Origin of the sequence: Pseudomonas sp. Sample_21 (assembly GCF_004307525.1) — a bacterium.
In the GTDB taxonomy this organism is placed as follows: domain Bacteria; phylum Pseudomonadota; class Gammaproteobacteria; order Pseudomonadales; family Pseudomonadaceae; genus Aquipseudomonas; species Aquipseudomonas atacamensis.
Genome location: NZ_RCNZ01000057.1, coordinates 1 through 22,602, shown reverse-complemented (window position 1 = coordinate 22,602; position 22,602 = coordinate 1). Strand labels below are relative to the sequence as shown.

Genomic DNA, 22,602 nt, shown 5'->3' with positions numbered 1-22,602 from the left:
TTTCGCGAGCAAGCTCGCTCCCACAGGTTCTGTGCAGGACCGAAAAATATGTGTTACAAACTGCGCGCTGCCCGAGATTGGGCGGCACAAACGTTCTCAGGGCGGGGTGCAATTCCCCACCGGCGGTAATTGCGCGCAATGCGCATAGCCCGCGAGCGCTTGGCGCTGCACACGACTTGAGTCGGGTGCGTCGGCAAGGTCAGCAGACCCGGTGTGATTCCGGGGCCGACGGTCATAGTCCGGATGAAGAGAGAACGGGATCGACGCCAAAGGGCCGTCCGCGTGCATCCGTGCCTGCGTTCGCACCCTTGCATCCCTTTCGATTCATAACGCCCTGTTTTTCACACAAACAGGAGTCAGAACATGCAACCCACCGCTATCGACAGCAAAAGCAAACACCCACAGGGCGAGCGCGTCGCGTTCATCCAGGCCTGCTGGCACAAGGAAATCGTCGACCAGAGCCGCAAAGGCTTCGTCGCTGAAATGCTGGTGCAGGGTTATCAGGAAGCGGACATCGATTTCTTTGAAGTCGGCGGCGCCTTTGAAATGCCGCTGCACGCCAAGCTGCTGGCCAAGTCCGGCCGTTACGCCGGCATCGTCGCCGCCGCCCTGGTGGTGGACGGCGGCATTTACCGTCACGAGTTCGTTGCGCAATCGGTGGTCAGCGGCCTGATGCAGGTGCAGTTGGAAACCGAAGTGCCGGTGTTCTCGGTGTCGCTGACCCCGCATCACTTCCATTCGGGCGAAGAGCATCAGAAGTTCTTCTTCGAGCACTTTGTGCACAAGGGTCAGGAAGCAGCGCGGACTTGCGCCGATACGTTGCAGAAGATTCGCGCGTTGCGTCGAACCGAGCCGCGTGCTGTAGCGGTCTGACTGCACCAGGCCGGGTGGGGACTCAAGCCCCACCCGGATTCAAATGTGGGAGCGAGCCTGCTCGCGAATGCGGTGTGTCAGCCACCATCATTTTTGGCTGGCAGTCAGCATTCGCGAGCAGGCTCGCTCCCACAGGGATTTGCTCCAGCCGCCAGATTGCGTCAGGCGAGGTTTTCGTCGGTGCTCGGGACGATCAGGATGCCGGCGCGCAGGCCGTTCTTGACCTTGGGGTTGGGGAAAATGATCCGTGCGCCCTGCTCTTCGATCACCCAGCGGGTATTGGCCAGGTCTTCGGCCAGCACATAACCCGGTTCCAGCTCGGAAAAGTTCTCGATGTCCGCCGGCAGGTTCAGGCGGAACGCATCGCTGTGCTTGATGATTTCCCGCGCCACGCTGAACAGCTGCAAACCGTCCAGCCCTTCTTCCGTCTCCGGCTCAGTGCCTTCGATGATCTGTTTCAGACGGGTTTCCAGCAGTGAGACGTTGACGCCATCGTTCTGCCCGAACGGCCGCGCCTTGCCCAGTTCCAGGGTGAAAGCCTCGGCGTCGAGTTTGTCGTAGGTGTACGAACTGAAGACGATGGATGGCTTGTTCTGCAACAGTACTGCTTCCATGCCGGCGGCGCGCAGGCGCGCCAGTTCGCGACGGGAATGCTGGCGCCCTTCCTTCCACGGGTACAAGGCGAACTGTTCGATCTTCGACCCACGAATCGCGGTGTGCAGGTCGTAGTGCAGACGCTGGCGCTCGGGCTTGCTGAAGAAACTCGCCGCCAGCCGTTCCAGCTCACAGGCGCGCAGCGCTTCCGAGCCGCTGCTTTGTTCGTGGCGACCGTTGAACAGCCGATTAACGTCCTGCTCGACGAAACGCTCGCCCTTGCGAATCGCTTCCGGGTTGCCGAACAGGAACAGAATGCGTGCGCGCGGCTTGAGATCGCCGCGTGCGATGTCGTGCAGCAGCCGATCAAGCAACTCGATCGGTGCCGTTTCGTTGCCATGGATGCCTGCCGACAGCAGCAGGTCCAGGCCATTGTCGCGCGCTTCCGGGGGCCGCACTTCCAGCGCCCCTTCGCTCAACCAGCGCATGCGCACGCCTTCGACAGTCAGTTGAGTCTTCTCCGCCGGTTCGCGGCCGGCGAGGGTCAGTTCAAGCAGTTTGCCGAGGGCGAGCATAGAGCGGTTTCCTTAGTGGTCGTGGTTGCAATCCGGGCCGTGTACGTGATCCTCGTCAGCGCCGAGGTCAGCCGGTTCCATTTCCAGTTGCAGACTTACCAGATTAGTCGCCAATGGGCGCAGCAGCAGGTTGGCGTACTCTTCGTCACCTTCCTCGACGTCGACGCCGATCAGCAGCTGGCCACGGCCGTCCTGCTGGATCCACAGCTCTTTGCCTTGCCACATCACCGCGACGCGGGTGCACGAGGTTTGCAATTGCGTGCCGTCGGTGTCTTCAAGGATCAGCTGCAGGGAATCGCTCATGTTTTTACTCTCTTGGGTGACACGCCGCGCGCCACGTTCAGGCAGCGCGCTGGCGATCAATTGATCTGGAAAGGATAAACCGCGCCCAGTTTAAGGATTTGCGTCAGTTCATCCAGTGCCGTCCGGCATTCAAGCAGCAACTGCGGGTCCGCCAGGTCGGTTTCGCTCAGGCGGTCGCGGTAGTGCTTTTCAACCCATGCGGTCAACGAACCGTACAACGGGGCCGTCATGATAACGCCTGGGTTGACTGCCGCCAGTTCGGTTTCATTCAGCGCCACGCGCAGACGCAGGCACGCCGGGCCACCGCCGTTCTGCATGCTCTGCTTGAGATCGAAGACCTTCACTTCGCGGATCAGCCCGCCGGAGCTGGTCAGGCTTTGCAGATAAGCCCAGACGCGTTCGTTGGCCTGGCATTCCTGCGGCACGATCAACAGCATCGAACCGTCAGGACGCGAGAGCAACTGGCTGTTGAACAGGTAGGAACGCACCGCGTCATCCACGGTGACCGCCGAACGCGGCACGCAAACGGACTGGAAGTTGCCGCCGACCATGGCCAGTTTGCCTTGCAGCTCGGCAAGCATCTTGTCGGTCTCGAGGAAGGCATCCTCGTGATAGAACAGCACTTCACCGTTGCCCACGGCGATCACGTCGTTGTGGAACACGCCCTGATCGATAACGTTGGGGTTCTGCTGCGCGTAGACCACGCCTTCGTCGCGCAGACCGTGCAGACGCGCCACGGCTTGCGAGGCTTCGAGGGTCTGGCGTGCAGGGTATTTCTGCGGCGCCGGGAAACGGTTGTCGAACGCACTGCGGCCGAACACGAAAAACTCGACGCCCGCTTCGCCGTACTCACGGCAGAAACGCGTGTGGTTGGCCGCGCCTTCGTCGCCGAACTGCGCCACTGCCGGCAAAGCGGCGTGATGGGCGAAGTGCTGTTGATTGGCGAACATCGCGCCGAGCACGCGGCTGGTGGTCGGGTGTTCGATGCTGCGGTGATATTTGCAATTGAGGTTGGCGGCGGTGAAGTGCACGCGGCCGTCAGCGGTGTCGGCACTCGGGCTGACCGTGGCGGCGTTGGCCACCCACATGCTCGACGCCGAGCAACTGGCGACCAGCAGCGGCATCGCTTCTTTGGCGGCGCGCTCGATCACCTGCGCGTCAGTGCCGCTGAAGCCCAGACGACGCAGCGCGGCCACGTCGGGACGCTCCTGCGGAGCCAGCACGCCTTGCTGAAAGCCCATGTCCATCAGCGCTTTCATCTTCGCCAGACCTTGCAGCGCCGCTTCCTTCGGATTCGAGGATTGCTGACTGTTGCTCTGCGAGGCGACGTTGCCGTAGGACAGACCACCGTAGTTATGGGTCGGCCCCACTAGACCGTCAAAATTGACTTCATAGGATTTCATCAGCGAGGCTCCACGAGAATCTGTTGTTATAGGCTTCAGTAACTATTCTTTAAGACCGAGGCGCGGCCTTCGCGAGCAGGCTCGCTCCCACAGGATTTAGGTTGGACACAAAATGTGTGAACACCACTGAACCTGTGGGAGCGAGCCTGCTCGCGAATGGGCGCTACGCCATTTTCACGCCGGGTGTCAGCGAGGCAGGCAACACCAGGCTCGGGGTTTCCAGCGACGCCACCGGGTATGCGCAGTAATCCGCTGCGTAGTAGGCGCTGGCGCGGTGGTTGCCCGAGGCGCCGACACCGCCGAACGGCGCGCTGCTCGCGGCGCCGGTCAGCTGTTTGTTCCAGTTGACGATGCCGGCGCGGCTTTCCAGCCAGAACTGCTGGTAACGCGCTTCGGAATCGGAGAGCAAACCGGCGGCCAGCCCATAAGCGGTGTTGTTGGCTTCAGTGATCGCGGCGCCGAAATCGGCATAGCGGATCACTTGCAGCAACGGCCCGAACAGTTCTTCGTCCGGACGCTCGGCCACGGCCGTCACATCGACGATGCCCGGGGTCAGCAAGGCCGATTGCGCTTGCGGCTGAGTCATTTCCAGCAGCGCCACCGCGCCGTTGGCCAGCAGTTGTTCCTGCGCATCCATCAGCGCTTTCGCCGCGCCGAGGGAAATCACCGAGCCCATGAACGGCGCCGGTTGCTGATCGAAGGCACCGACTTCAATGGTCGAACTGACTTCCACCAGACGCTTGAGCAGGCTGTCGCCCCACGCACCTTGCGGCACCAGCAAACGCCGAGCGCAAGTGCAGCGCTGGCCAGCGGAAATGAACGCCGACTGAATGATGGTGTACACCGCCGCGTCCAGATCAGCGACCTGATCGACCACCAGCGGGTTGTTGCCGCCCATCTCCAGCGCCAGAATCTTGTCCGGACGCCCGGCGAATTGCTGATGCAGGTGATTGCCGGTGCGGCTCGAACCGGTGAAGAACAGACCGTCGATACCCGGATTCGCCGCCAGAGCGATACCGGTTTCCCGCGCGCCTTGCAGCAGGTTCAACACGCCTGCCGGCAGACCGGCTTCGATCCAGCACTTGACCGTCAGCTCGGCGACTTTCGGCGTCAGTTCGCTGGGCTTGAACAGCACGCTGTTACCGGCCAGCAGCGCCGGGACGATATGACCGTTAGGCAGGTGACCGGGGAAGTTGTAAGGGCCGAACACCGCGACCACGCCGTGGGGCTTGTGGCGCAATACGGCGGTGGCGTCGCCCAATGGGCCGCTCTTCTCGCCGGTGCGCTCGCGGTAGCTCTGCACCGAAATGGCGATCTTGTTGACCATGCTGGTGACTTCGGTCGCAGCTTCCCACAGCGGTTTGCCGGTTTCCTCGCCGATGGTGCGAGCCAGTTCGTCAGCGTGGTTTTTCAACGCAGCAGCAAAAGCTTCGAGGACGCTGATGCGCTCCTCGAGGGTGCGACGTGCCCACTGAGGAAATGCCTGACGAGCAGCCTGAACCGCCGATTCGACCTGCGCGGCAGTGGCGCCCTCGCCCGCCCACAGCACTTGCTGGGTCACCGGGTTCAAAGATTGAAAGGCTTCGCCCTGACCGGCCAGCCACTCACCTGCGATGTATAGCGAATTCATCATTTCGACTCCCGTGCAGCGGACAGCGCCACGGCGCGAACCTGATCGCCGGCGCTGAGTTGAAGACGTTTCGCGGTCTGCGGATCGACCACCAGGGTGCCCGCAGCCAGACGCGCTGGGGCAGCCGTGATGCGGCAATCCTCGCGCTTGCGGTTGTGGATGATGAACGGCGTGGCGTCATCGCCCGGCGTGCCGACGGCCAGCACCAGCGCTTCGCTGTCACGCACCGCGCGGATCTTGCTGGTTTCGCATTCGATGGCCGGGCCGGCGTCGAAGATGTCGACGTAACCCTGATAGCTGAAGCCTTCGCTCTTGAGCATGGCCAACGCCGGTTCGGTGTCCGGGTGCACCTGGCCGATGACGTTGCGCGCGTCCGGCGAGAGGAAGCAGGTGTACAGCGGGAATTTCGGCATCAGTTCGGCGATGAACGCCTTGTTGCCGACGCCGGTCAGGTAATCGGCCTGGCTGAATTCCATCTTGAAGAAATGGCGGCCGAGGCTTTCCCAGAACGGCGAGCGCCCGGCGTCATCGGACACGCCACGCATTTCGGCGATGATCTTGTTACCGAACAGCTCCGGGAACTCAGCGATGAACAGCATGCGCGCCTTGGACAGCATCCGGCCGTTGAGACCGTTGCGGTAATCGGCGTGCAGGAACAGCGAGCACAGCTCGGAATTGCCGGTCAGGTCGTTGGCCAGAAACAGCGTCGGGATTTCGCGGTAGATGTTCAGCTCTTGCGACGCGCTGACCGTCAGACCGACGCGGAAGTTGTACCAGGGCTCACGCAGGCCGACCGCACCGGCGATGGCGGAAATCCCCACCACGCGGCCGTCATCGTCTTCGAGCACGAACAGATAGTCGGCATCGCCACGCCCGGCTTCGCCGCGAAAGGTCTTCTCGGCCCAGCCGACCCGGTGGGTCAGGCGCTCTTCGTTGGCCGGCAAGGTAGTCAGGCCGGTGCCGGTGCTGCGGGCCAGGTCGATCAGCGCGGATAAATCGCTGCTGCGTACGGGACGAACAATCATGCTATCTCCTCAAACGGGCCGCTCGCGCCACCCGTGAAACTCGCTAAGGCGTTAAACCGCCACCAGGCGCACGCTGGCACCTTCACCGACGCCCAGGGCTTCGGCTGCTTCCATATCCAGCGTCACCGGTTTGCCCGGCGCGTAATCCAGCTCCAGCAACACCGCGCGGTAATCCTGCAACTGTGCGTTAGCCACCAGGTACTGGCGTCCGGCGCCTTTGACCGGCTCGCCGATCTTCACCGGCACCACGCGGCTCTGGGCGATCGAACGGATCCCCGACACGCGTGCATGCAGTGTCGGGCCGCCGTCGAAGATGTCGATGTAGTGATCAGTCTCGAAGCCTTCGCGCATCAGGATGTCGAAAGTGATCTGCGCACGCGGGTGCACCTGGCCCATCGCCTCTTGGGCGGAATCCGGCAGCAGCGGCACGTAGATCGGGTAATGCGGCATCAGCTCGGCAAGGAAGGTGCGGCTTTTCAGCCCGCACAGACGCTCGGCCTCGGCGTAGTTGAGGTCGAAGAAATTACGCCCGATCGCATCCCAGAACGGCGAGTCGCCATTCTCGTCGCTGTAACCGACGATCTCGGTCACCACCGAATCGGCAAAACGCTCCGGGTGGCTGGCGACGAACAGCAGACGGCCGCGAGAGTTGAGCTCGGCCCACGGCGAACCGACCAGCTCGCGCTGCACGTAGAAACTGGTCAGCAGGCTGTTGCCGGTCAGGTCGTGGCACTGCGAGAGCACGTGGATCTTGTTGTGGATCTTCAGCTCGCGGGAGGCGTGGACGAAGGTCTCGTTACGGAAGCTGTAGAACGGCTCCGAGTAGCCGGCGGACGCGACGATGGCCGAGCAGCCGACCAGTTTGCCGGTAGTGGAATCTTCAAGAACGAAGAAGTAGCTCTCTTCACCGTTGAAGCTCACTTCGGCGGCAAACGAAGCTTCGCTCGCGGCAATCTTGTCGCTCAGACGTTCCACGTCATCCGGCAAAGAAGTGACACCAATCGGGCTGTCCGCAGCCAGACGCTGTACCTCGCCCAGATCAGCCATTTGCGCGGGGCGCATCACCAGCATGGTGTCACTCCTTTCTCTTCAATATTCACAGAAAAAACCGGGCCCACATAAAGATCGATGCAGGAATGGGACTTGTGGCGAGGGGATTTATCCCCGCTGGGGGGCGAAGCACCCCCAAAAATCTGGGGCCGCTGCGCAGCCCATCGGGGATAAATCCCCTCACCACAGGTTCAATCCAACAGGTGAATGTGCCCGGTATCAAAAATTGGTTCGGCGCCGGAAAAACTCCAGGCGCCGAAAGGTCCATCAGGCTTGCGTCAACTTCGCCGCAGCACGTTCGAAGCGGTCGAGACCGGCGTCGATATCGGCGTCTTCCACCACCAGGCTCGGGGCGAAACGGATCACGTCCGGGCCAGCCTGGAGAATCATCAGGCCTTCCTGCTCAGCGGCGTTGAAGATGTCCTTGGCCTTGCCTTTCCACGCTTCGCTGAGCACGCAGCCGATCAGCAGACCGAGACCACGCACCTGAGTGAACAGGCCGTATTTCTCGCCGATCTGTTGCAGGCGGGTCTTGAACTTGTCGTGCTTGGCGTTCACGCCGTTCAACACTTCAGGGGTGTTGACCACGTCGATCACCGCTTCGGCGACGGCGCAGGCCAGCGGGTTGCCGCCGTAAGTGGTGCCGTGGGTGCCGACGACCAGATGTTTGGCCAGCGCTTCGGTGGTCATCATCGCCGCGATCGGGAAACCACCGCCCAGGCTCTTGGCGCTGGTAAGGATGTCGGGGGTCACGCCGTAATGCTGGTAGGCGAACAGCTTGCCGCTGCGGCCCATGCCGGTCTGCACTTCGTCGAACACCAGCAGCGCGTTGTTCGCGTCGCACAGTTCGCGGGCACCTTGCAGGTAAGCCAGCTCGGCCGGCAGTACGCCGCCCTCGCCCTGGATCGGCTCAAGCACGACCGCGCAGGTCTTCTCGGACACCGCGGCTTTCAGTGCGGCCAGATCGTTGTAGGGAACGTGGGTGATGCCAGTGATTTTCGGGCCGAATCCGTCGGAGTACTTCGACTGGCCACCGACGTTGACGGTGAACAGGGTACGGCCGTGGAAGCTGTTCAGCGCGGCGATGATTTCGTACTTCTCAGTGCCGAAACGGTCGAACGCAACGCGACGGGCCAGCTTGAACGCGGCCTCGTTGGCTTCAGCGCCCGAGTTGCAGAAGAACACGCGCTCGGCGAACGTGGCGTCGATCAGCTTGTGCGCCAGGCGCAGGGCTGGTTCGTTGGTGAACACGTTGGACACGTGCCACAGCTTGTTCGCCTGTTCGGTCAAGGCACCGACCAGCGCCGGATGCGCGTGGCCCAGGACGTTAACGGCAATCCCGCCGGCGAAGTCGATCAGCTCGCGGCCGGCCTGATCCCAGACCCGGGAACCGGCGCCACGCACCGGAATGAAAGCGGCAGGCGCGTAGTTGGGAACCATTACCTGGTCGAAATCGGCGCGTTGTACCGCAGCGTGCTCAACGGACATCGGAGTCTCCTGAAGAGGAACACCCGCCTGGAACTGGCGAGCGATGAGGGGATTGTAAGGACAGTTGGGTGCCCGGCCTTGTCGCCAAGCGACAACTTCTTATAGCGCAAACCCCGGATTTTCCCGGGTTTACGGCAATGCGACATATAGCGTCGCAAAGGCGCAGTTTACCGGGCGCGGCCGATTTGCGGCAGGCCGCGCAGGATACCAAGTCAGCCCCCACGGCAGAGACATAAATATCTACCGCACGGGGGGCGCTTGCTGCTGATTTGCTGAGGGTTCTTCCCAACGCCAAGGAATGGCCATGCATTTGTCTGAAGCACCCCCATCGGCAAGCCCGGATGACGCAACTGACGCGCACCATGCGGACGAGCATTATCAACCACTGAAAAACGCGATTCCCGCCTGGCTGGGCGACACCTCAGCCACTCGGCGAGAAGCACTGAAAAGCAGCCTCCCGCAACAGCCGGCCGCGCTCAAGAACGCGCCAGCCGAACAGCACGCGCTGATGAAAAGCCTTGGGGCGGCGCATATCAGCGCCCAGAGCCGGGTCGATAAAAGCCTGGAGCACTTGCAGGACGCTGCGGCCTTCGCCGAGCCCCTGCTCAAGGCCGAGCTGAAAAGCTGCTTCGATCTGGAACTGGATGTCAGAAACACCTACGTGCGCCTGTACATTCCCGCCACCACCCCGTGGTTTCCGATCCGCACCGGCGCCCGCGCCTGGTCCGTGTCACTGCTCGAGGCTGCGCTGCATAACTTCGAAGACAGGGAAACCGAAGACAACGCCTTCGAAGCCGAGTCGACATTCACTAGCGCACCTTCGGCTACAGGACAGTTTGAAACCCTGCCCGACATCAAGGCCAGACTGAGCATTCCCGCATTCACAGAACTGTGCCGTCGACTGGATATCGGCGCGAAATACAAAGCCAGTCTGGAAGACAATCTGGGCTATTCCGATCCGATGGTCGCGTCGATCTTGCGCGGCAAGATCGACGCCAGCCAGAAGGCCGCGATGAAGTCGGCCCTGCAATGGGCGCGGATGAACCGCGATGTCTCGGAAAACGCGGTGCGCATGATCGAGGCCATGCTCGACGGCATGAAAGGCCTGCATGTGCATGGCGCCCCGCTGCTGTGTCATGACATGACGATGCTTTGCGCACCGCTCACCGGCATCGTGGTATTCGCCCCGGACCTGTACATGACACGCAATGCAGCGCGCGTCGTCGCCTACGTCCCGGATGACCCCGAACATCCGTTCAAGGAGTACGCCTCGCCATTGGAAATGGTTGTGGAACTGACGCGCCAGTTGCGCTCCAGGGACTATCAGCAATTCTTCAGCCGCTTCGTCAACCACGACCAGCGCGGTTTCTTCTTCAGCACTCTCAACAGCCGGCTGAGTGAAATCCGCTGGCATCCGCACGGACCCGGCGACCCGCTGCCGGCGTGGCGCGAAGCCCCGGTGGAGCGGCCCGATCTGCAGACTGCGCTGACGCCGTTTTACGACGATGTCTGGCAACACCTGTACCAGGCAAAGCTGAACAAGATTTTCAATGACGCCCGAACCATTGCCGTACCGACTGCCCTGGTTGATCAAAGGGCGCGCTGGGCATTCTGGGATTCGCTGGTCAACATCCTCTCTTCCATCGCCCAGACCGCCGCGATGATCGTCGCGCCCTTCGTGCCGGTGCTCGGTGAAGCGATGATGGCGTACATGGCCTATCAGATGCTCGATGAAGTATTCGAAGGCATTGTCGAGTGGGCGCAGGGGCGCACGACCGAAGCGGTCGAACACCTGATGGGCACCGTGGAATCGATGATCCAGTTGGGCATGTTCGCCGTCGGCGGTGCGATTGGCGCGGCCGAGTTTCGCAAGGTATTGCCCAAGGAAATCGTGGCGTTCATCGACCGCTTCAAACCGGTACAACTGGCCAATGGTGACACCCGCTATTGGCAACCGGATCTCGAACGCTACAAACATCCGCAGCGCCCGACTGCCGATTCGCAACCCGATGCGCTGGGTCTGCATACCCATGAAGACAAGCGCCTGCTGCCCCTGGAGGACGCGCACTTTGCAGTCAGGGAAAGTCAGGTGCCAGGGCAGTACCGCATCGAACATCCGAGTCGCCCCGACGCATACCAGCCGGTGCTGCGCCACAACGGCGAAGGTGCCTGGCACACTGAACTCGAGCAACCGCTGGAGTGGGATGGCGCAACCGCGCTGCGCCGTATCGGCCCTGCGGTCGAGAGCTTGTCCGCGAGCGAGCGCGAAACCGTCCTGCAGATCAGCGGAACCAGCGAAGACGCGTTGCGCAAAATGCATGTCGAGCAGGAAAAGGTCCCGCCGCTGCTGGCCGACAGCATCCAGCGCTTCAAGCTTGATCAGCAGTTGCAACGCTTCATCGACCAGCTCGACAGCGATGACGCCGAAGTTTTTTTGCGCGCCGATCCGGTCACGCAGCTGCAGGTGCTCAGCGAATACGGCCGCTGGCCAGGCGACAAATGCCTGCGTCTGCTCGATCGCCAAGGCCAGCAACTGTGGCAATCGTCCGCCGACACAACCCTGCCCGTGACCGAACTGCGCCAGGGCGAACTGATCGGTGGCGACGTGCTCAAAACCCTGCTCCAAACCCTCGACGAGACGCAGATCAAAGCCTTGCTGGACGAGCCCTTCGCCGGACCGACGCCGTCCATTGAGATCCGCAGCCAGAACCTGCGCAAGCAAGTGGCGGACCTCGCCAGACGCAACACAAGCGCGCTGTTCGAGTCGCGCTATCAAGCCCTTCAGCACCTCGACGACCCGCTGGCGGCACGACTCAAGACCCACCCTCCGCAATTGCCGGCCAGCATTACCCGCGAACTGCTCGATACCGCGACCGGCAGCGAACTGTTGCAGATCAGCGAAGGACAATTGCCGGCGCGCCAACAGACGCTCATGCAGATGGCCAGTGACGAGGTGCGCGTCACCCGCGCGTATGAAGGCCTTGAGCTGGCCTCGGTGAGCAACCCCGACTCTGACTCTCTGGCGCTGCACAGCCTCAAACTGCTGCCGGGCTGGAGTGGCGATGTGCGCATCGAGATCCGTGACGGGCGCTACGAGGGCGCATTACTGGACACCATCGGCCGTGACGATGCGCCTGCACACAAGGTGCTGGTGCGCCGCGACGATGGCCAATATCAACCTTATGACGATCGTGGGCAGCAGTTGCACTCATTCACTGATTTCTATTCCAGCCTGTTGTACGCATTGCCCGACAGCGAGCGCCAGAGCCTGGACCTGCGCATCGGTCAGAGTCAGGCGCTGAAGGCGGCCATTCGTGAACGTACGCTCGAGCGCCACGAGTGGCGTGAAATGATTGCCGATACGCCGTCCCGAGCGCCGGCTGTCGATACCCTGCGCCTGCTCGGTACCGACGGTTACGCCCATGCTCCGCGTCCGCCGCGTCCCGCGTACCAGCCACACACCCTTGAAGAAGACATCCGCGTGCTCTATCCACGCATGTCGAATCATGAGATGCGCTTTCTCGCCGATAGTATGCGCAGGAGTCCCGCAGGCCCGCGCGCAGAGATGCTTCGCTTGCAAAATGACTACTTGCAATTGCAGAACGAGCTGCATGTCTGGGCCAACAATCCGCCCGCCGTACACCCGGAAACCGGCACGGCGCTGACGCCGCTGGAGAAGCGCGCCGAACTCCAGAATCGCAGGCTGCTCAGGGAGCAATTGCTCAAAGCCTGGAGGCGGGAGCACGTCACGGGTATCAGTCAACAGGGCTTCGCCGCCGGATACGCCTTGCGCCTTACACCTGCGGTGATGGGCGACTTGCCAGTGTTGTCAGCGGACTTCAGCCATATCACCTCGCTCGCCATTGATGGCAGCCCGATGACCACATCTGTCGACAGCTTTCTGCAGTCCTTCAGTCAATTGCAGAATATTGATGCGCGCAACCTCAATCTGCCCAGCCTGCCGCAAGCACTGACTTCAATGCCCTCGCTGCGCGAACTGCGTTTACGCGATTGCCGAGTGAGCCTGACAACGGTCACAGAGTCGGTGCTGGCTTCCTTGCCACAACTTACCCTGCTGGATCTGCAAGGCAATGCACTGGGCTTGCCGCCGGACCTGCACGCGATGCCTTCGTTACGCTACGTCAATCTGTCCGACACCGGCATTCATACGGTGCCCGACGATCTGCTGGATCATCCGCGATTGATCTCGGCGCAATTCGATCGCAACCGCATCACGCGGATACCGGAAAAATTCTTCAACCTGGCCAGCTCCCTCAGCGACGGTTACACCTTTGCAGACAACCCGTTGACCGCGGCCTCTCGCGAACGGGTCAAAGTGTTTTACGAGCACACCGGCAAGCACTTCGGGGTCCGGCCTGTGCAGGAGGATCTGCAGCGCACCATTGCCTTGTTCCCTTCCCTTGACACCGAAGGCGCGACACGGGTTTTGTACCGATTGCCCGGGCCATTGGCCGAGTGCGGTGCACAGTTGTCACGCTGGGAAAATGAGCTCGGCGTTCTGAATCTCGAACTCAGCCAATGGATCAACCAGGCCGCCGTGACTGCCGCCGAATCGGGAGAACGTCTGCCGCTCGAGACGCAGACCCGCGAACTGGATGCCAGGCGAGACTTTGCGCAACAGATCGAACAATTCTGGCGCAGCCCGCCCACGTACCCGCGCCTTGAAGAACTCAGGGCAACGGCGGCCTTCAGTGGCGATATGCCGATACTCAGCACCGGTCTGGAGCGCGTTACCCGGTTGAACCTCGTTGGCAACGCCAATATCACCGCCGCCCTGCGCTTCGTGGAGTGCTTGCCCAACCTTGCCAAGCTGAAAATGAGCGGCTTCGAACTGGAACCGCTGGCGCTTGGCGAAGCAAAACTGCCTCGGCTGACCGATCTGGAGCTGAAGAATTGTGGCGTGGTCATGACCCCGGAAAACCAGGCTGCGCTGCTGTCACTCACCGCCCTGGACACGCTGGACCTGAGCAACAATCCACTGGGAACGTTCCCCGACCTGAACCTGTTGCCGGAGTTGTTCCATCTCGACCTGTCCAACTGCGGGTTGACCGACGTTCCCGAAGGGCTGAGCAGCCATCCGGGGTTACGAATCGCAGCCCTCTCGGGCAACCGCATCACGCAATTGCCGGAGGCGCTGTTCGACCTCCCCGCCGAGCGCAGTGACGGCATTGACCTTGCCGACAATCCGCTATCGGCAGCAACGCGCGATCAGATCAAAAACTACTTCCGCATCCATCGAAACGACTTTGACGTCCTGGCGCCCGAGCCGGATGTCAGCCTCGCCCGGCAGCTATTTCCCGGTTTGAACAAGCAGGAGGCCAGCGAGATGATCTACGACTTGCCCGGCAATCTGGGCGAAAGCCGCAAACAGCTCCTTCGCTGGAAAGCGGAGCAGCAACAGATGCGCGATGACCTGACCCGCTGGGCCTCGGCAGTTCCGTCCGCGCACCCGGTCACAGGCCAGGCTTTGAGCGTAAGCGAGCATCTGGCGCAACGATCCGCACGCTCGGACTTCAAGCTATTGCTGGAGGATTTCTGGAGCGAAAGATCGATGGGAAGCGGCAAGCGCAGCGCATTGTTTGCGGCAGACCTGAAGTTTCTCGGCGAAATGCCGCGCCTGAGTGTCAACTTCGATCACGTGACCAGCCTCAAGCTCACCGGCAACGTGACAACCGCTGGACTGGAGCCGTTCGCTGCCTTGTTCCCGAATCTTCAGACGCTGAAATTGAAAGCCTTCACGCTCTATGACATACCCTCATTCGTCGGCCGCCTGCAGTATCTCAAAGAGCTCAAACTGAATGACTGCGCGCTGACACTGTCACCTGCCGGGCAGCAACTACTCGGCACCCTGCCCGAGTTGCGGCTGCTCGATCTGAGCCACAACCCACTGTCAAACGCGCCCGATCTGACCACCCTGCCCAAGGTCACCAACTTTTTACTTGGCCATACCGATCTGACCAGCGTGCCGAAGGGCATCGCCGAGCATCCGCTGCTGCGAGAGCTCTCGCTTGCCAACAACCAGATTACCGAGCTGCCGGACGCTATCTTCAGCCTGAAGCCCGATAAGGCCGACGGCATATATCTGAACGACAACCCTCTGTCGATAAATGCACGCGAGCGCGTCAAGTTCTACTACGCAGCACACGGGCGCAACTTCCGGATCAAGCCGCCATCGGCTGACATTGCCATGGCGCAGAGACTGTTCCCGCGACTTGGGGAAAACGCTGCGATCAACATGATTTATCGCCTGCCCGGGACATTACAGACCGGCACGGCGCAACTGATCAGGTGGGAGGGCGAAATCGCCCGCATGATTGGCGATCTCAACGCATGGCGTGAGCGTCTGCCAGTCAACAATCCATCGACAGAACGGCCATGGACTGCGCAGGAAAAAGCCGCAGAACTGACCGAGAGACAAAAATTCAGCGAAAGCCTCGAACAACTGTGGCGCGGCAGGCGCACCGACAATTCAGCACTACGGTTCAATACCTTCAATGCCAATGCGGCATTTACCGGTGAGTTACCGCAATTGGCCACCGACTTCAGTCACATCACCCATCTCAGTCTGCAGGGCAATCCGGCACTGAAGGTTTCCGACGGTTTTCTCACCAGCTTCAGCGGATTGCAGGGCCTGGAACTGCAGGATTTTTCCCTGGGCCAGATGCCGCAAGCGCTGCAAAGCCTGCCGTCGCTGGAAACGTTGATGCTGAGCAAGTGCCAGATCACACTGGATCCTGCCGGACAAGCGGTCTTGTCCACGCTGACCCGCTTGAAATCTCTGGACTTGTATAGCAATCCGCTGCAGGTCACGCCCGATGTGTCGGCACTGCAGAACCTGACGTTCATCGATCTGACCAGCACCGGAATCGATAGCGTTCCTGCCGGGCTGGAACAGCTGCCGCAGCTGGAAGTTGCATTGCTGAGCGACAACAACATCATCGAAGTGCCGACCGAGCTGACGCGTTATTCCGGTCGCGGCATGGAACTGGGTGCCAACCCGTTGTCGGTTGCTTCCAGAGAACGTGTCAAAGCCGCTTTCCAGGCTAAAGCCGACAATTTCGGTGTCTGGGTCCAACAGGACGACATCGATCTGGCGCAAAGCCTTTACCCGTCGCTGTCCGGCTTCGATGCCAACGATCTGGTCTACAAGCTGACGGGTACGCTGGCCGATGGACGTCTTGAGCTGATGCGCCGCAAAACCGGCCTCACCAGCCTGCTCGAACGCCTGGATAGCTGGGCAAACGAGATCCCCAACGATCCTGACACGCAGATGCCACTGGCGAACGACGCGGCAGCCAGGGAAACACGCAATCGCCAACATTTCAGGCGAGATCTGGAAACCGACCTGCGCCGGGCGCCCACGTTCATCATGGACCCAAGAGTTACCTGCGACATTTCGTTCACCGGCGAGCTGCCGGCGCTGGCCGCAAGCTTCGACCATATCGAAGAGTTGCGACTGACAAGCGGAGCGTCCGCCCCGCCCAGGGTCGATCAATTGTTGGCGCTTTTTCCCAAACTCAAAAGCATCACCATCCGCAAATATCCGTTGCGCGAGGTTCCCCCCAGAATCTTCGGAATGGACAGATTGCACAGCCTGTATCTGCCTGGCTGTGAAATCACGCTGACTGCGCAGAACGCAGAAGCCTTCAGAACGCTGAGAAACCTGAGATCCGTGGACCTGAGCGACAATCCGCTCAACATGGCTCCGGATCTGAGTCATTTCCCGCAGATGACCGATGTGCGTCTGGGCAATTGCGCCTTGAGCAAGGTGCCCGACGGTCTGTTCGAACTGCCTCGATTGAGGTACGCGGACTTGTCCGGGAACGCGATCACCGAGTTGCCGGGCGAGTTTCCTTCACAGCCCGGCGAGGTGTTGACCGAATATGCCTTCGGCGACAACCTGCTGACCGCAGAAAGCCAGCAGCGCCTGCAGCGTTATGAGGCGGCGTATCAACTGCGCCTGGCGGAGCGACAGGCGAGCAACGACACCGTGTATCAGTCGTTTGAGGACTTCCATGATTTTTCCAGCAGCTTCGACACCGATTGAACTCGGCCCGCGCTCAGCCACGCTCCGGCGGCACTGACGACAATTCGAACGGGCTGCTGCTGCGTCGCTGGTTGCGATCTTCCCGCGGCGTGGCACCGAAGAAATTGCGATAGGCGCTGGAGAAGTGCGGCCCCGAGGAGAAGCCACACGACAGGCCGATCTGGATGATCGACTTGCTGGTCTGCATCAACATCTGCCGGGCCTTGTTCAGGCGCAATTCCAGGTAGTACTGGCTCGGCACGCGGTTGAGGTATTGCTTGAAGATCCGCTCCAACTGCCGGCGCGATACGCACACATGCTGGGCGATTTCGTCGGTGGTCAGCGGCTCTTCGATGTTGGCTTCCATCAGCAACACCGCCTGGGTGAGCTTCGGATGGCTGGAGCCGAGGCGATTCTGCAACGGAATGCGCTGACGCTCACCGCCCTCGCGGATGCGCTCGACCACCAGTTCTTCCGACACCGCACCGGCCAGTTCCGCACCGTGATCGCGGGCCAGCACCGCGAGCAACAGGTCGAGCACCGACATGCCACCGCAGGCGGTCAGGCGGTCGCGGTCCCAGTCGAACAGATGGCTGGTGGCGATGACTTTCGGGAAGCGCTCAGCGAAATCGTCCTGCCAGCGCCAGTGCACGGCGGCGCGATAACCGTCGAGCAAACCGAGCTGGGCCAACGGATAGACACCGGCGGACAGACCACCGATCACGCAACCGGCACGCACCAGTTGCTTGAGCGCACTGCTCAGCGCCGGCGCCAGGGTGGTCGGCGGCTCGTCGGCGAGCAGGAACAGTTTCTGGAAGTTCTCGAGCTTGCCGGCCCAGGGTTCGCCTGGCAATTGCCAGGCCCCTTCGCTCTGCGGCTCCGCCTGCAAGAACGACAGTTCGTAAACCACGTCCGGGTGCACCCGCTGCGCAACACGCAAGGCCTCCTCCGCCAGCGCCAGCGTCAACGCTTTAGTGCTGGGCCAAATCAGGAAACCAATTCGATGGGCAGTCATGGGCGGGCAATCCGAAACGAACAACGGTGATGAAGGCATGGGCCAATGCTAGCCCGGAAATGAACACAAATCCTGAAACCGGTGAAGATCAGAATGTGGGAGCGAGCCTGCTCGCGAAGGCGGTGTACCAGTCAACATAATTGCTGGCTGTTCTACCGCTTTCGCGAGCAGGCTCGCTCCCACAGGGGATCTGAGCCAGCCAGAAGATCGCGAAGCATGACCTAATCTGGTGCACAACGGCAGCCCTGATTTATTTCAGGCTGCCCGACAGGAACTGCTGCAAGCGTTCCGACTGCGGGTTGACCAGCACTTCGCGCGGGTTGCCGCTTTCTTCGACGACGCCTTTGTGCAGGAACACCAACTGGTTCGACACTTCACGGGCGAAGCCCATTTCGTGGGTCACCACGACCATGGTGCGGCCTTCCTGCGCCAGCGCCTGCATGACTTTCAGCACGTCGCCGACCAGTTCCGGGTCGAGGGCCGAGGTCGGTTCGTCGAACAGCATCACTTCCGGTTCCATCGCCAGCGCCCGGGCGATCGCCACGCGCTGCTGCTCGCCGCCGGACATGTGCCCCGGGAACGCGTCTTTGCGATGGGCCACGCCAACCTTGTTCAGGTAGTACTCGGCTTTTTCCCGCGCTTCGTACTTGGGTACGCCAAGCACGTGCACCGGCGCTTCCATGATGTTTTCAATCGCGGTCATGTGCGACCACAGATTGAAATGCTGGAACACCATCGACAGGCGCGAACGCATGCGTTGCAGCTGCTTCGGATCAGCGGCTTTCAGCGCGCCGTCCTTGTTCGCCACTAGTTTCAGCTCTTCGTTGTTGAGCAGGATCTTGCCGGCGTGCGGCTGCTCGAGCAGGTTGATGCAGCGCAGGAAAGTACTTTTGCCGGAGCCACTGGAGCCGATGATGCTGATCACATCGCCGGCGGCGGCTTTCAGGGACACGCCCTTGAGCACTTCGTGACTGCCATAGCGTTTATGCAGGTCTTGGACTTCAAGTTTGTACATGCGGTCGGTTCTCACAAAAACAGTCAGTCAGTCGTTGAGCAAGCGCCCGTGACGCAGCGCTTCGCGCCCCGCCACCTTGGCCAGCCAGAAACCGGGTTGGGCATAGCGCAGCCGTTCAATGGCAAACAGCACCCCGGACGTACCAGCACATACCGTGCTGACCCGATCGGACACAGGGTCGATCACTTGAAAAATCTCGTCGCCCGCCTCGACCCATTCGCCGGGCTTGCGGGAAAAACTCACCACACCGGGGTGCGGCGCAAACAGCAATTCGGTGCCTTCGAAGGGCATGCCTTCGCACGGTTCGAAGGCCGGGTCCGGCCACTCGCCGGTGATCAGGCCTTGCTCGGCAAGGAACGCCAGCATGCCTTCAGCATAAGCCTCGGCTTCGACGCGGCCGGTGTCGGCCTGCCCGCCCAGCTCGATCGTCGTCGCCAGACACGCCAGCGGAATCTGCGCATCGGGAAACTGCCGCGACAGGCGCAGCCACGGCAACGAGCAGGCTTCATCGAACGAGCTGCCGCCGGAATCTTCCGCGAGCAAACCAACCTTGACGTTCAGGTGTGCCGACAGCGAACGCCACTGCGGCCAGTGCTGCGGCAGCGCGTACATGTGCAGCGCGGCTTCGGCATCGCAGTGCAGATCCAGCACCACATCGGCGGTGCAGGCGTGGCTGAGCAGCACACGCTGCATGCCCTGCAACTGGCTGCTCGCTTCAGGCAAGCCGGCCAGGTGGTCGGCCATTGCCTGGCGGATCAGGCGCACGTTGGCATGGGGATCATCACCGAGTTTTTCGCCCAGCGCCGCCGCGACCGGCGCGCTGAGCTCGACGAAATCACGGTTGAAATTCTTGCCGCTGCCCGCCTCGAAACGGCCCTGGAAATTGCCTTGCAGCAATTGCCCTAGACCGATCGGATTGGCCACCGGCACCAGCTCGATCACGCCGTTGAGCAAGCCTTGGGCTTCGAGTTCGCCGAGGCGCTTTTTCAGCTCCCAGGCGGTGCGCATGCCCGGCAGTTCATCGGCGTGCAGGCTGGCCTGGATGTAGGCCTTGCGCTCGCCGCTGCCGAAACGGAAAACCGAAACCTTGCGCTCGCTGCCCAAGTGGCTCCACGGCAATACGTGGTCGATGCGTTGCATATCAGTGCTTCCGTGGCGCGAGGTAGCTCAACCAGCGACGCTCAGCCAGTTTGAACAGCTTGACCAGAATGAAGGTCAGGCACAGGTAGAACACGCCAGCGGTGATGTACGCCTCGAACGGCAGATAGAACTGCGCGTTGACGGTACGTGCCGCGCCAGTGATGTCGATCAGGGTCACGATCGACGCCAGACTGGTAGTCTGCAGCATCATGATCACTTCATTGCTGTACTGCGGCAGCGCGCGGCGCAGGGCCGACGGCAGCAGAATGCGCTTGTACAGTTTGAAGCGCGACATGCCCATGGCCTTGGCCGCTTCGATCTCACCGTTCGGCGTGGCCTTCAGGCTGCCGGCAATGATTTCTGCGGTGTAGGCGCTGGTGTTCACGGCAAAAGCCAGGCAGGCGCAGAACGTTGCGCTGGACAGCCACGGCCACAGGAAGCTTTCGCGTACCGCTTCGAACTGGGCCAGACCGTAGTAGATCAGGAACAGCTGCACCAGCATCGGCGTGCCGCGAATCACGTAGGTGTAAAGCCACGCGGCGCCGTTGACGAACGGGTTTTTCGAGACGCGCATCAGCCCCAGCGGCAACGCCGCGAGCAAACCGAAGAACAGCGACAGCGCGAGCAGTTTGAGGGTGGTCAGCAGGCCGCTGAAGTACAGCGGCAGTGCCTCCCAGATGACGTTGTAGTCGAAGATCATAGATCAGCCGCCCTTACGCCTACCGAGTAGCGCTTCTCAAGGTGACGCAATGCCAGCAACGAAACACTGGTGATCACCAGGTACATCGCCGCCACTGCGAGGAAGAAGGTGAAAGGCTCGCGCGTGGCATCCGCCGCCTGCTTGGCCTTGAACATCATGTCTTGCAGACCGACCACGGAAATCAGCGCGGTGGCCTTGGTCAGTACCAGCCAGTTGTTGGTGAAGCCGGGAATCGCCAGACGAATCATCTGCGGCACCATCACCCGGAAGAACACCTGAAAACTGCTCATGCCGTACGCCATGCCCGCTTCGGCCTGGCCCTTGGGGATCGCCATGAACGCGCCACGGAAGGTTTCCGAGAGGTACGCACCGAAGATGAAACCGAGGGTGCCGATACCGGCGGCCAGCGGGTTCAGGTCGATGTAGTCGTCATAGCCGAGCATCGGCGCGACGCGGTTGAGCAAGTCCTGACCGCCGTAGAAGATCAGCAGGATCAGCACCAGATCGGGAATGCCGCGGATCACCGTCGAATACAGGTCGCCCAGCCACGCCAGCCAGCGCACCGGCGACAGGCGCAACGCGACACCGATCAGCCCGAGAACGATGGCCAGAGCCATGGACGACAAGGCGAGCTGAAGCGTCAGCCATGCGCCATCGAGGATGACAGCCCCGTAGCCTTTCAACATGATTCAGGTCCTCGAAAGTTGGGATGAAAAAATGGCGCAAACCGCAGAGATTCTGTTGCTTGCGCCATTTCGGACTTGTCGCAGAGACGTCTTACTTGCCGTAGATGTCGAAGGCGAAGTACTTGTCCTGGATTGCTTTGTATTTGCCGTTTTCGCGGATGGCCGCGATGGCAGTGTTGATCTTGTCTTTCAGGGCGTCGCCCTTGCGCACTGCGATACCTACGCCGTCGCCGAAGTATTTGACGTCGGTGAAGGCCGGGCCAACGAACGCGAAGCCTTTGCCGGCGTCGGTTTTCAGGAAACCATCGTCCAGCAGGGTGGCGTCAGCCACGGTACCGTCGAGGCGACCGGCAGCCACGTCGAGGTAGATTTCGTTCTGCGAGCCGTACGGCTTGATCTCGGCGCCCAATGGAGCCAGAACTTCGCGGGCGAAACGCTCGTGGATCGAACCACGCTGTACGCCGATGTTCTTGCCTTTCAGCTCAGCCAGACCTTCGCTGACCTGAGTGCCGGCCTTCATGACCAGACGCGCCGGAGTGTTGTAGTACTTGTTGGTGAAGTCGACCGACTTCTTGCGATCTTCGGTGATCGACATCGACGACAGGATCGCGTCGATCTTGCGTACTTTCAGAGCCGGGATCAGACCGTCGAACTCTTGCTCGACCCACACACACTTGACCTTCATCTCTTCGCACAGCGCGTTGCCGATGTCGTAGTCGAAACCGACGATGCTGCCGTCCGGTGCTTTCGAAGCGAATGGAGGGTAAGCCGCTTCGATGCCGATCTTCACAGGTTTTTCGTCAGCGACGGCATTCAGCGACAGCACGGACAGTGCCAGGGCGCCAAGCAGCACAAGTTTCTTCATCTTGGGACTCCATCGGTAAAGGGCAAAAACGGCAGAGTGAGCGACAGCCCAATATGCGAATGGGTGAATCGGAAATCGGTTGCGCATCGGCGGAAATTTCCCGTTGAAACCGCAGGCGATTTCAACGTCAGGCACGATGAGCGAGTGATCGGCATTCTAACGACAGGCCCGAAGCCGATATTTCTTCAATGCG

General features: G+C 61.2%; 15 protein-coding genes and 1 riboswitch. Of the genes, 2 read left to right on the top strand and 13 right to left on the bottom strand.

Annotated features, from left to right (window positions below; translation table 11 throughout):
- Positions 1-88 precede the first annotated feature (88 nt).
- Positions 89-260, top strand: a riboswitch (FMN riboswitch).
- 103 nt (positions 261-363) lie between these two features.
- Entirely contained in the window at positions 364-873 is a 510-nt protein-coding gene (locus D8U71_RS07915) for a 6,7-dimethyl-8-ribityllumazine synthase (protein ID WP_024014011.1), read from the top strand.
- Between the two features lie 161 nt (positions 874-1,034).
- Here D8U71_RS07915 and astE read toward each other — a convergent pair whose 3' ends face one another.
- From astE to D8U71_RS07880, 7 genes are all read right to left on the bottom strand, one after another.
- Positions 1,035-2,042 (bottom strand): succinylglutamate desuccinylase, encoded by a 1,008-nt coding sequence (astE, locus tag D8U71_RS07910; protein WP_016773592.1) that lies wholly within the window; start codon positions 2,040-2,042, stop codon positions 1,035-1,037.
- 12 nt (positions 2,043-2,054) lie between these two features.
- Positions 2,055-2,345 (bottom strand): hypothetical protein, encoded by a 291-nt coding sequence (locus D8U71_RS07905; RefSeq protein ID WP_016773591.1) that lies wholly within the window; start codon positions 2,343-2,345, stop codon positions 2,055-2,057.
- A gap of 56 nt (positions 2,346-2,401) precedes the next feature.
- Positions 2,402-3,748, bottom strand: a complete 1,347-nt coding sequence (gene astB, locus D8U71_RS07900) for an N-succinylarginine dihydrolase (protein WP_125926464.1) — start codon at positions 3,746-3,748, stop codon at positions 2,402-2,404.
- A 163-nt stretch (positions 3,749-3,911) separates the two neighbouring features.
- Positions 3,912-5,381, bottom strand: a complete 1,470-nt coding sequence (gene astD, locus D8U71_RS07895) for a succinylglutamate-semialdehyde dehydrogenase (protein ID WP_164558284.1) — start codon at positions 5,379-5,381, stop codon at positions 3,912-3,914.
- Positions 5,378-6,403 (bottom strand): arginine N-succinyltransferase, encoded by a 1,026-nt coding sequence (gene astA / locus D8U71_RS07890; protein ID WP_024014014.1) that lies wholly within the window; start codon positions 6,401-6,403, stop codon positions 5,378-5,380. The genes astD and astA overlap by 4 nt, the downstream gene beginning before the upstream one ends.
- A gap of 51 nt (positions 6,404-6,454) precedes the next feature.
- Positions 6,455-7,474 (bottom strand): arginine/ornithine succinyltransferase subunit alpha, encoded by a 1,020-nt coding sequence (gene aruF / locus D8U71_RS07885; RefSeq protein WP_016773587.1) that lies wholly within the window; start codon positions 7,472-7,474, stop codon positions 6,455-6,457.
- Positions 7,475-7,720: 246 nt separating this feature from the next.
- The gene (locus tag D8U71_RS07880; protein ID WP_016773586.1) at positions 7,721-8,941 is read right to left on the bottom strand and encodes an aspartate aminotransferase family protein; all 1,221 of its coding nucleotides are present in this window, start codon (positions 8,939-8,941) and stop codon (positions 7,721-7,723) included.
- A 304-nt stretch (positions 8,942-9,245) separates the two neighbouring features.
- Here D8U71_RS07880 and D8U71_RS07875 point away from each other — a divergent pair, with 304 nt between their 5' ends.
- The gene (locus D8U71_RS07875) at positions 9,246-17,009 is read left to right on the top strand and encodes a DUF6543 domain-containing protein (protein ID WP_130887543.1); all 7,764 of its coding nucleotides are present in this window, start codon (positions 9,246-9,248) and stop codon (positions 17,007-17,009) included.
- Positions 17,010-17,022: 13 nt separating this feature from the next.
- Here the strand turns inward: D8U71_RS07875 and argR are convergent, their stop codons facing one another.
- The 6 genes from argR to D8U71_RS07845 all read right to left on the bottom strand — a co-directional run bounded on the left by argR (position 17,023) and on the right by D8U71_RS07845 (position 22,409).
- A complete protein-coding gene (gene argR, locus D8U71_RS07870) occupies positions 17,023-18,003 on the bottom strand; it encodes a transcriptional regulator ArgR (RefSeq protein ID WP_024014018.1) in 981 nt (326 codons plus the stop codon).
- A gap of 250 nt (positions 18,004-18,253) precedes the next feature.
- Positions 18,254-19,018: an ATP-binding cassette domain-containing protein gene (locus tag D8U71_RS07865; protein ID WP_007912705.1), complete on the bottom strand. Its 765-nt coding sequence runs from the start codon at positions 19,016-19,018 to the stop codon at positions 18,254-18,256.
- Between the two features lie 27 nt (positions 19,019-19,045).
- Complete coding sequence (locus tag D8U71_RS07860; protein WP_130887542.1) at positions 19,046-20,158, bottom strand: succinylglutamate desuccinylase/aspartoacylase family protein; 1,113 nt, start codon at positions 20,156-20,158, stop codon at positions 19,046-19,048.
- Between the two features lies 1 nt (position 20,159).
- Positions 20,160-20,858 carry an ABC transporter permease gene (locus D8U71_RS07855; RefSeq protein WP_024014019.1) on the bottom strand — a complete coding sequence of 233 codons (699 nt, stop codon included), beginning with the start codon at positions 20,856-20,858 and terminating at the stop codon, positions 20,160-20,162.
- Positions 20,855-21,544 carry an ABC transporter permease gene (locus D8U71_RS07850; protein WP_016773583.1) on the bottom strand — a complete coding sequence of 230 codons (690 nt, stop codon included), beginning with the start codon at positions 21,542-21,544 and terminating at the stop codon, positions 20,855-20,857. Before D8U71_RS07850 ends, D8U71_RS07855 begins: the two co-directional genes overlap by 4 nt.
- A gap of 91 nt (positions 21,545-21,635) precedes the next feature.
- Positions 21,636-22,409, bottom strand: a complete 774-nt coding sequence (locus D8U71_RS07845; protein ID WP_024014020.1) for an ABC transporter substrate-binding protein — start codon at positions 22,407-22,409, stop codon at positions 21,636-21,638.
- Positions 22,410-22,602: the final 193 nt, after the last annotated feature.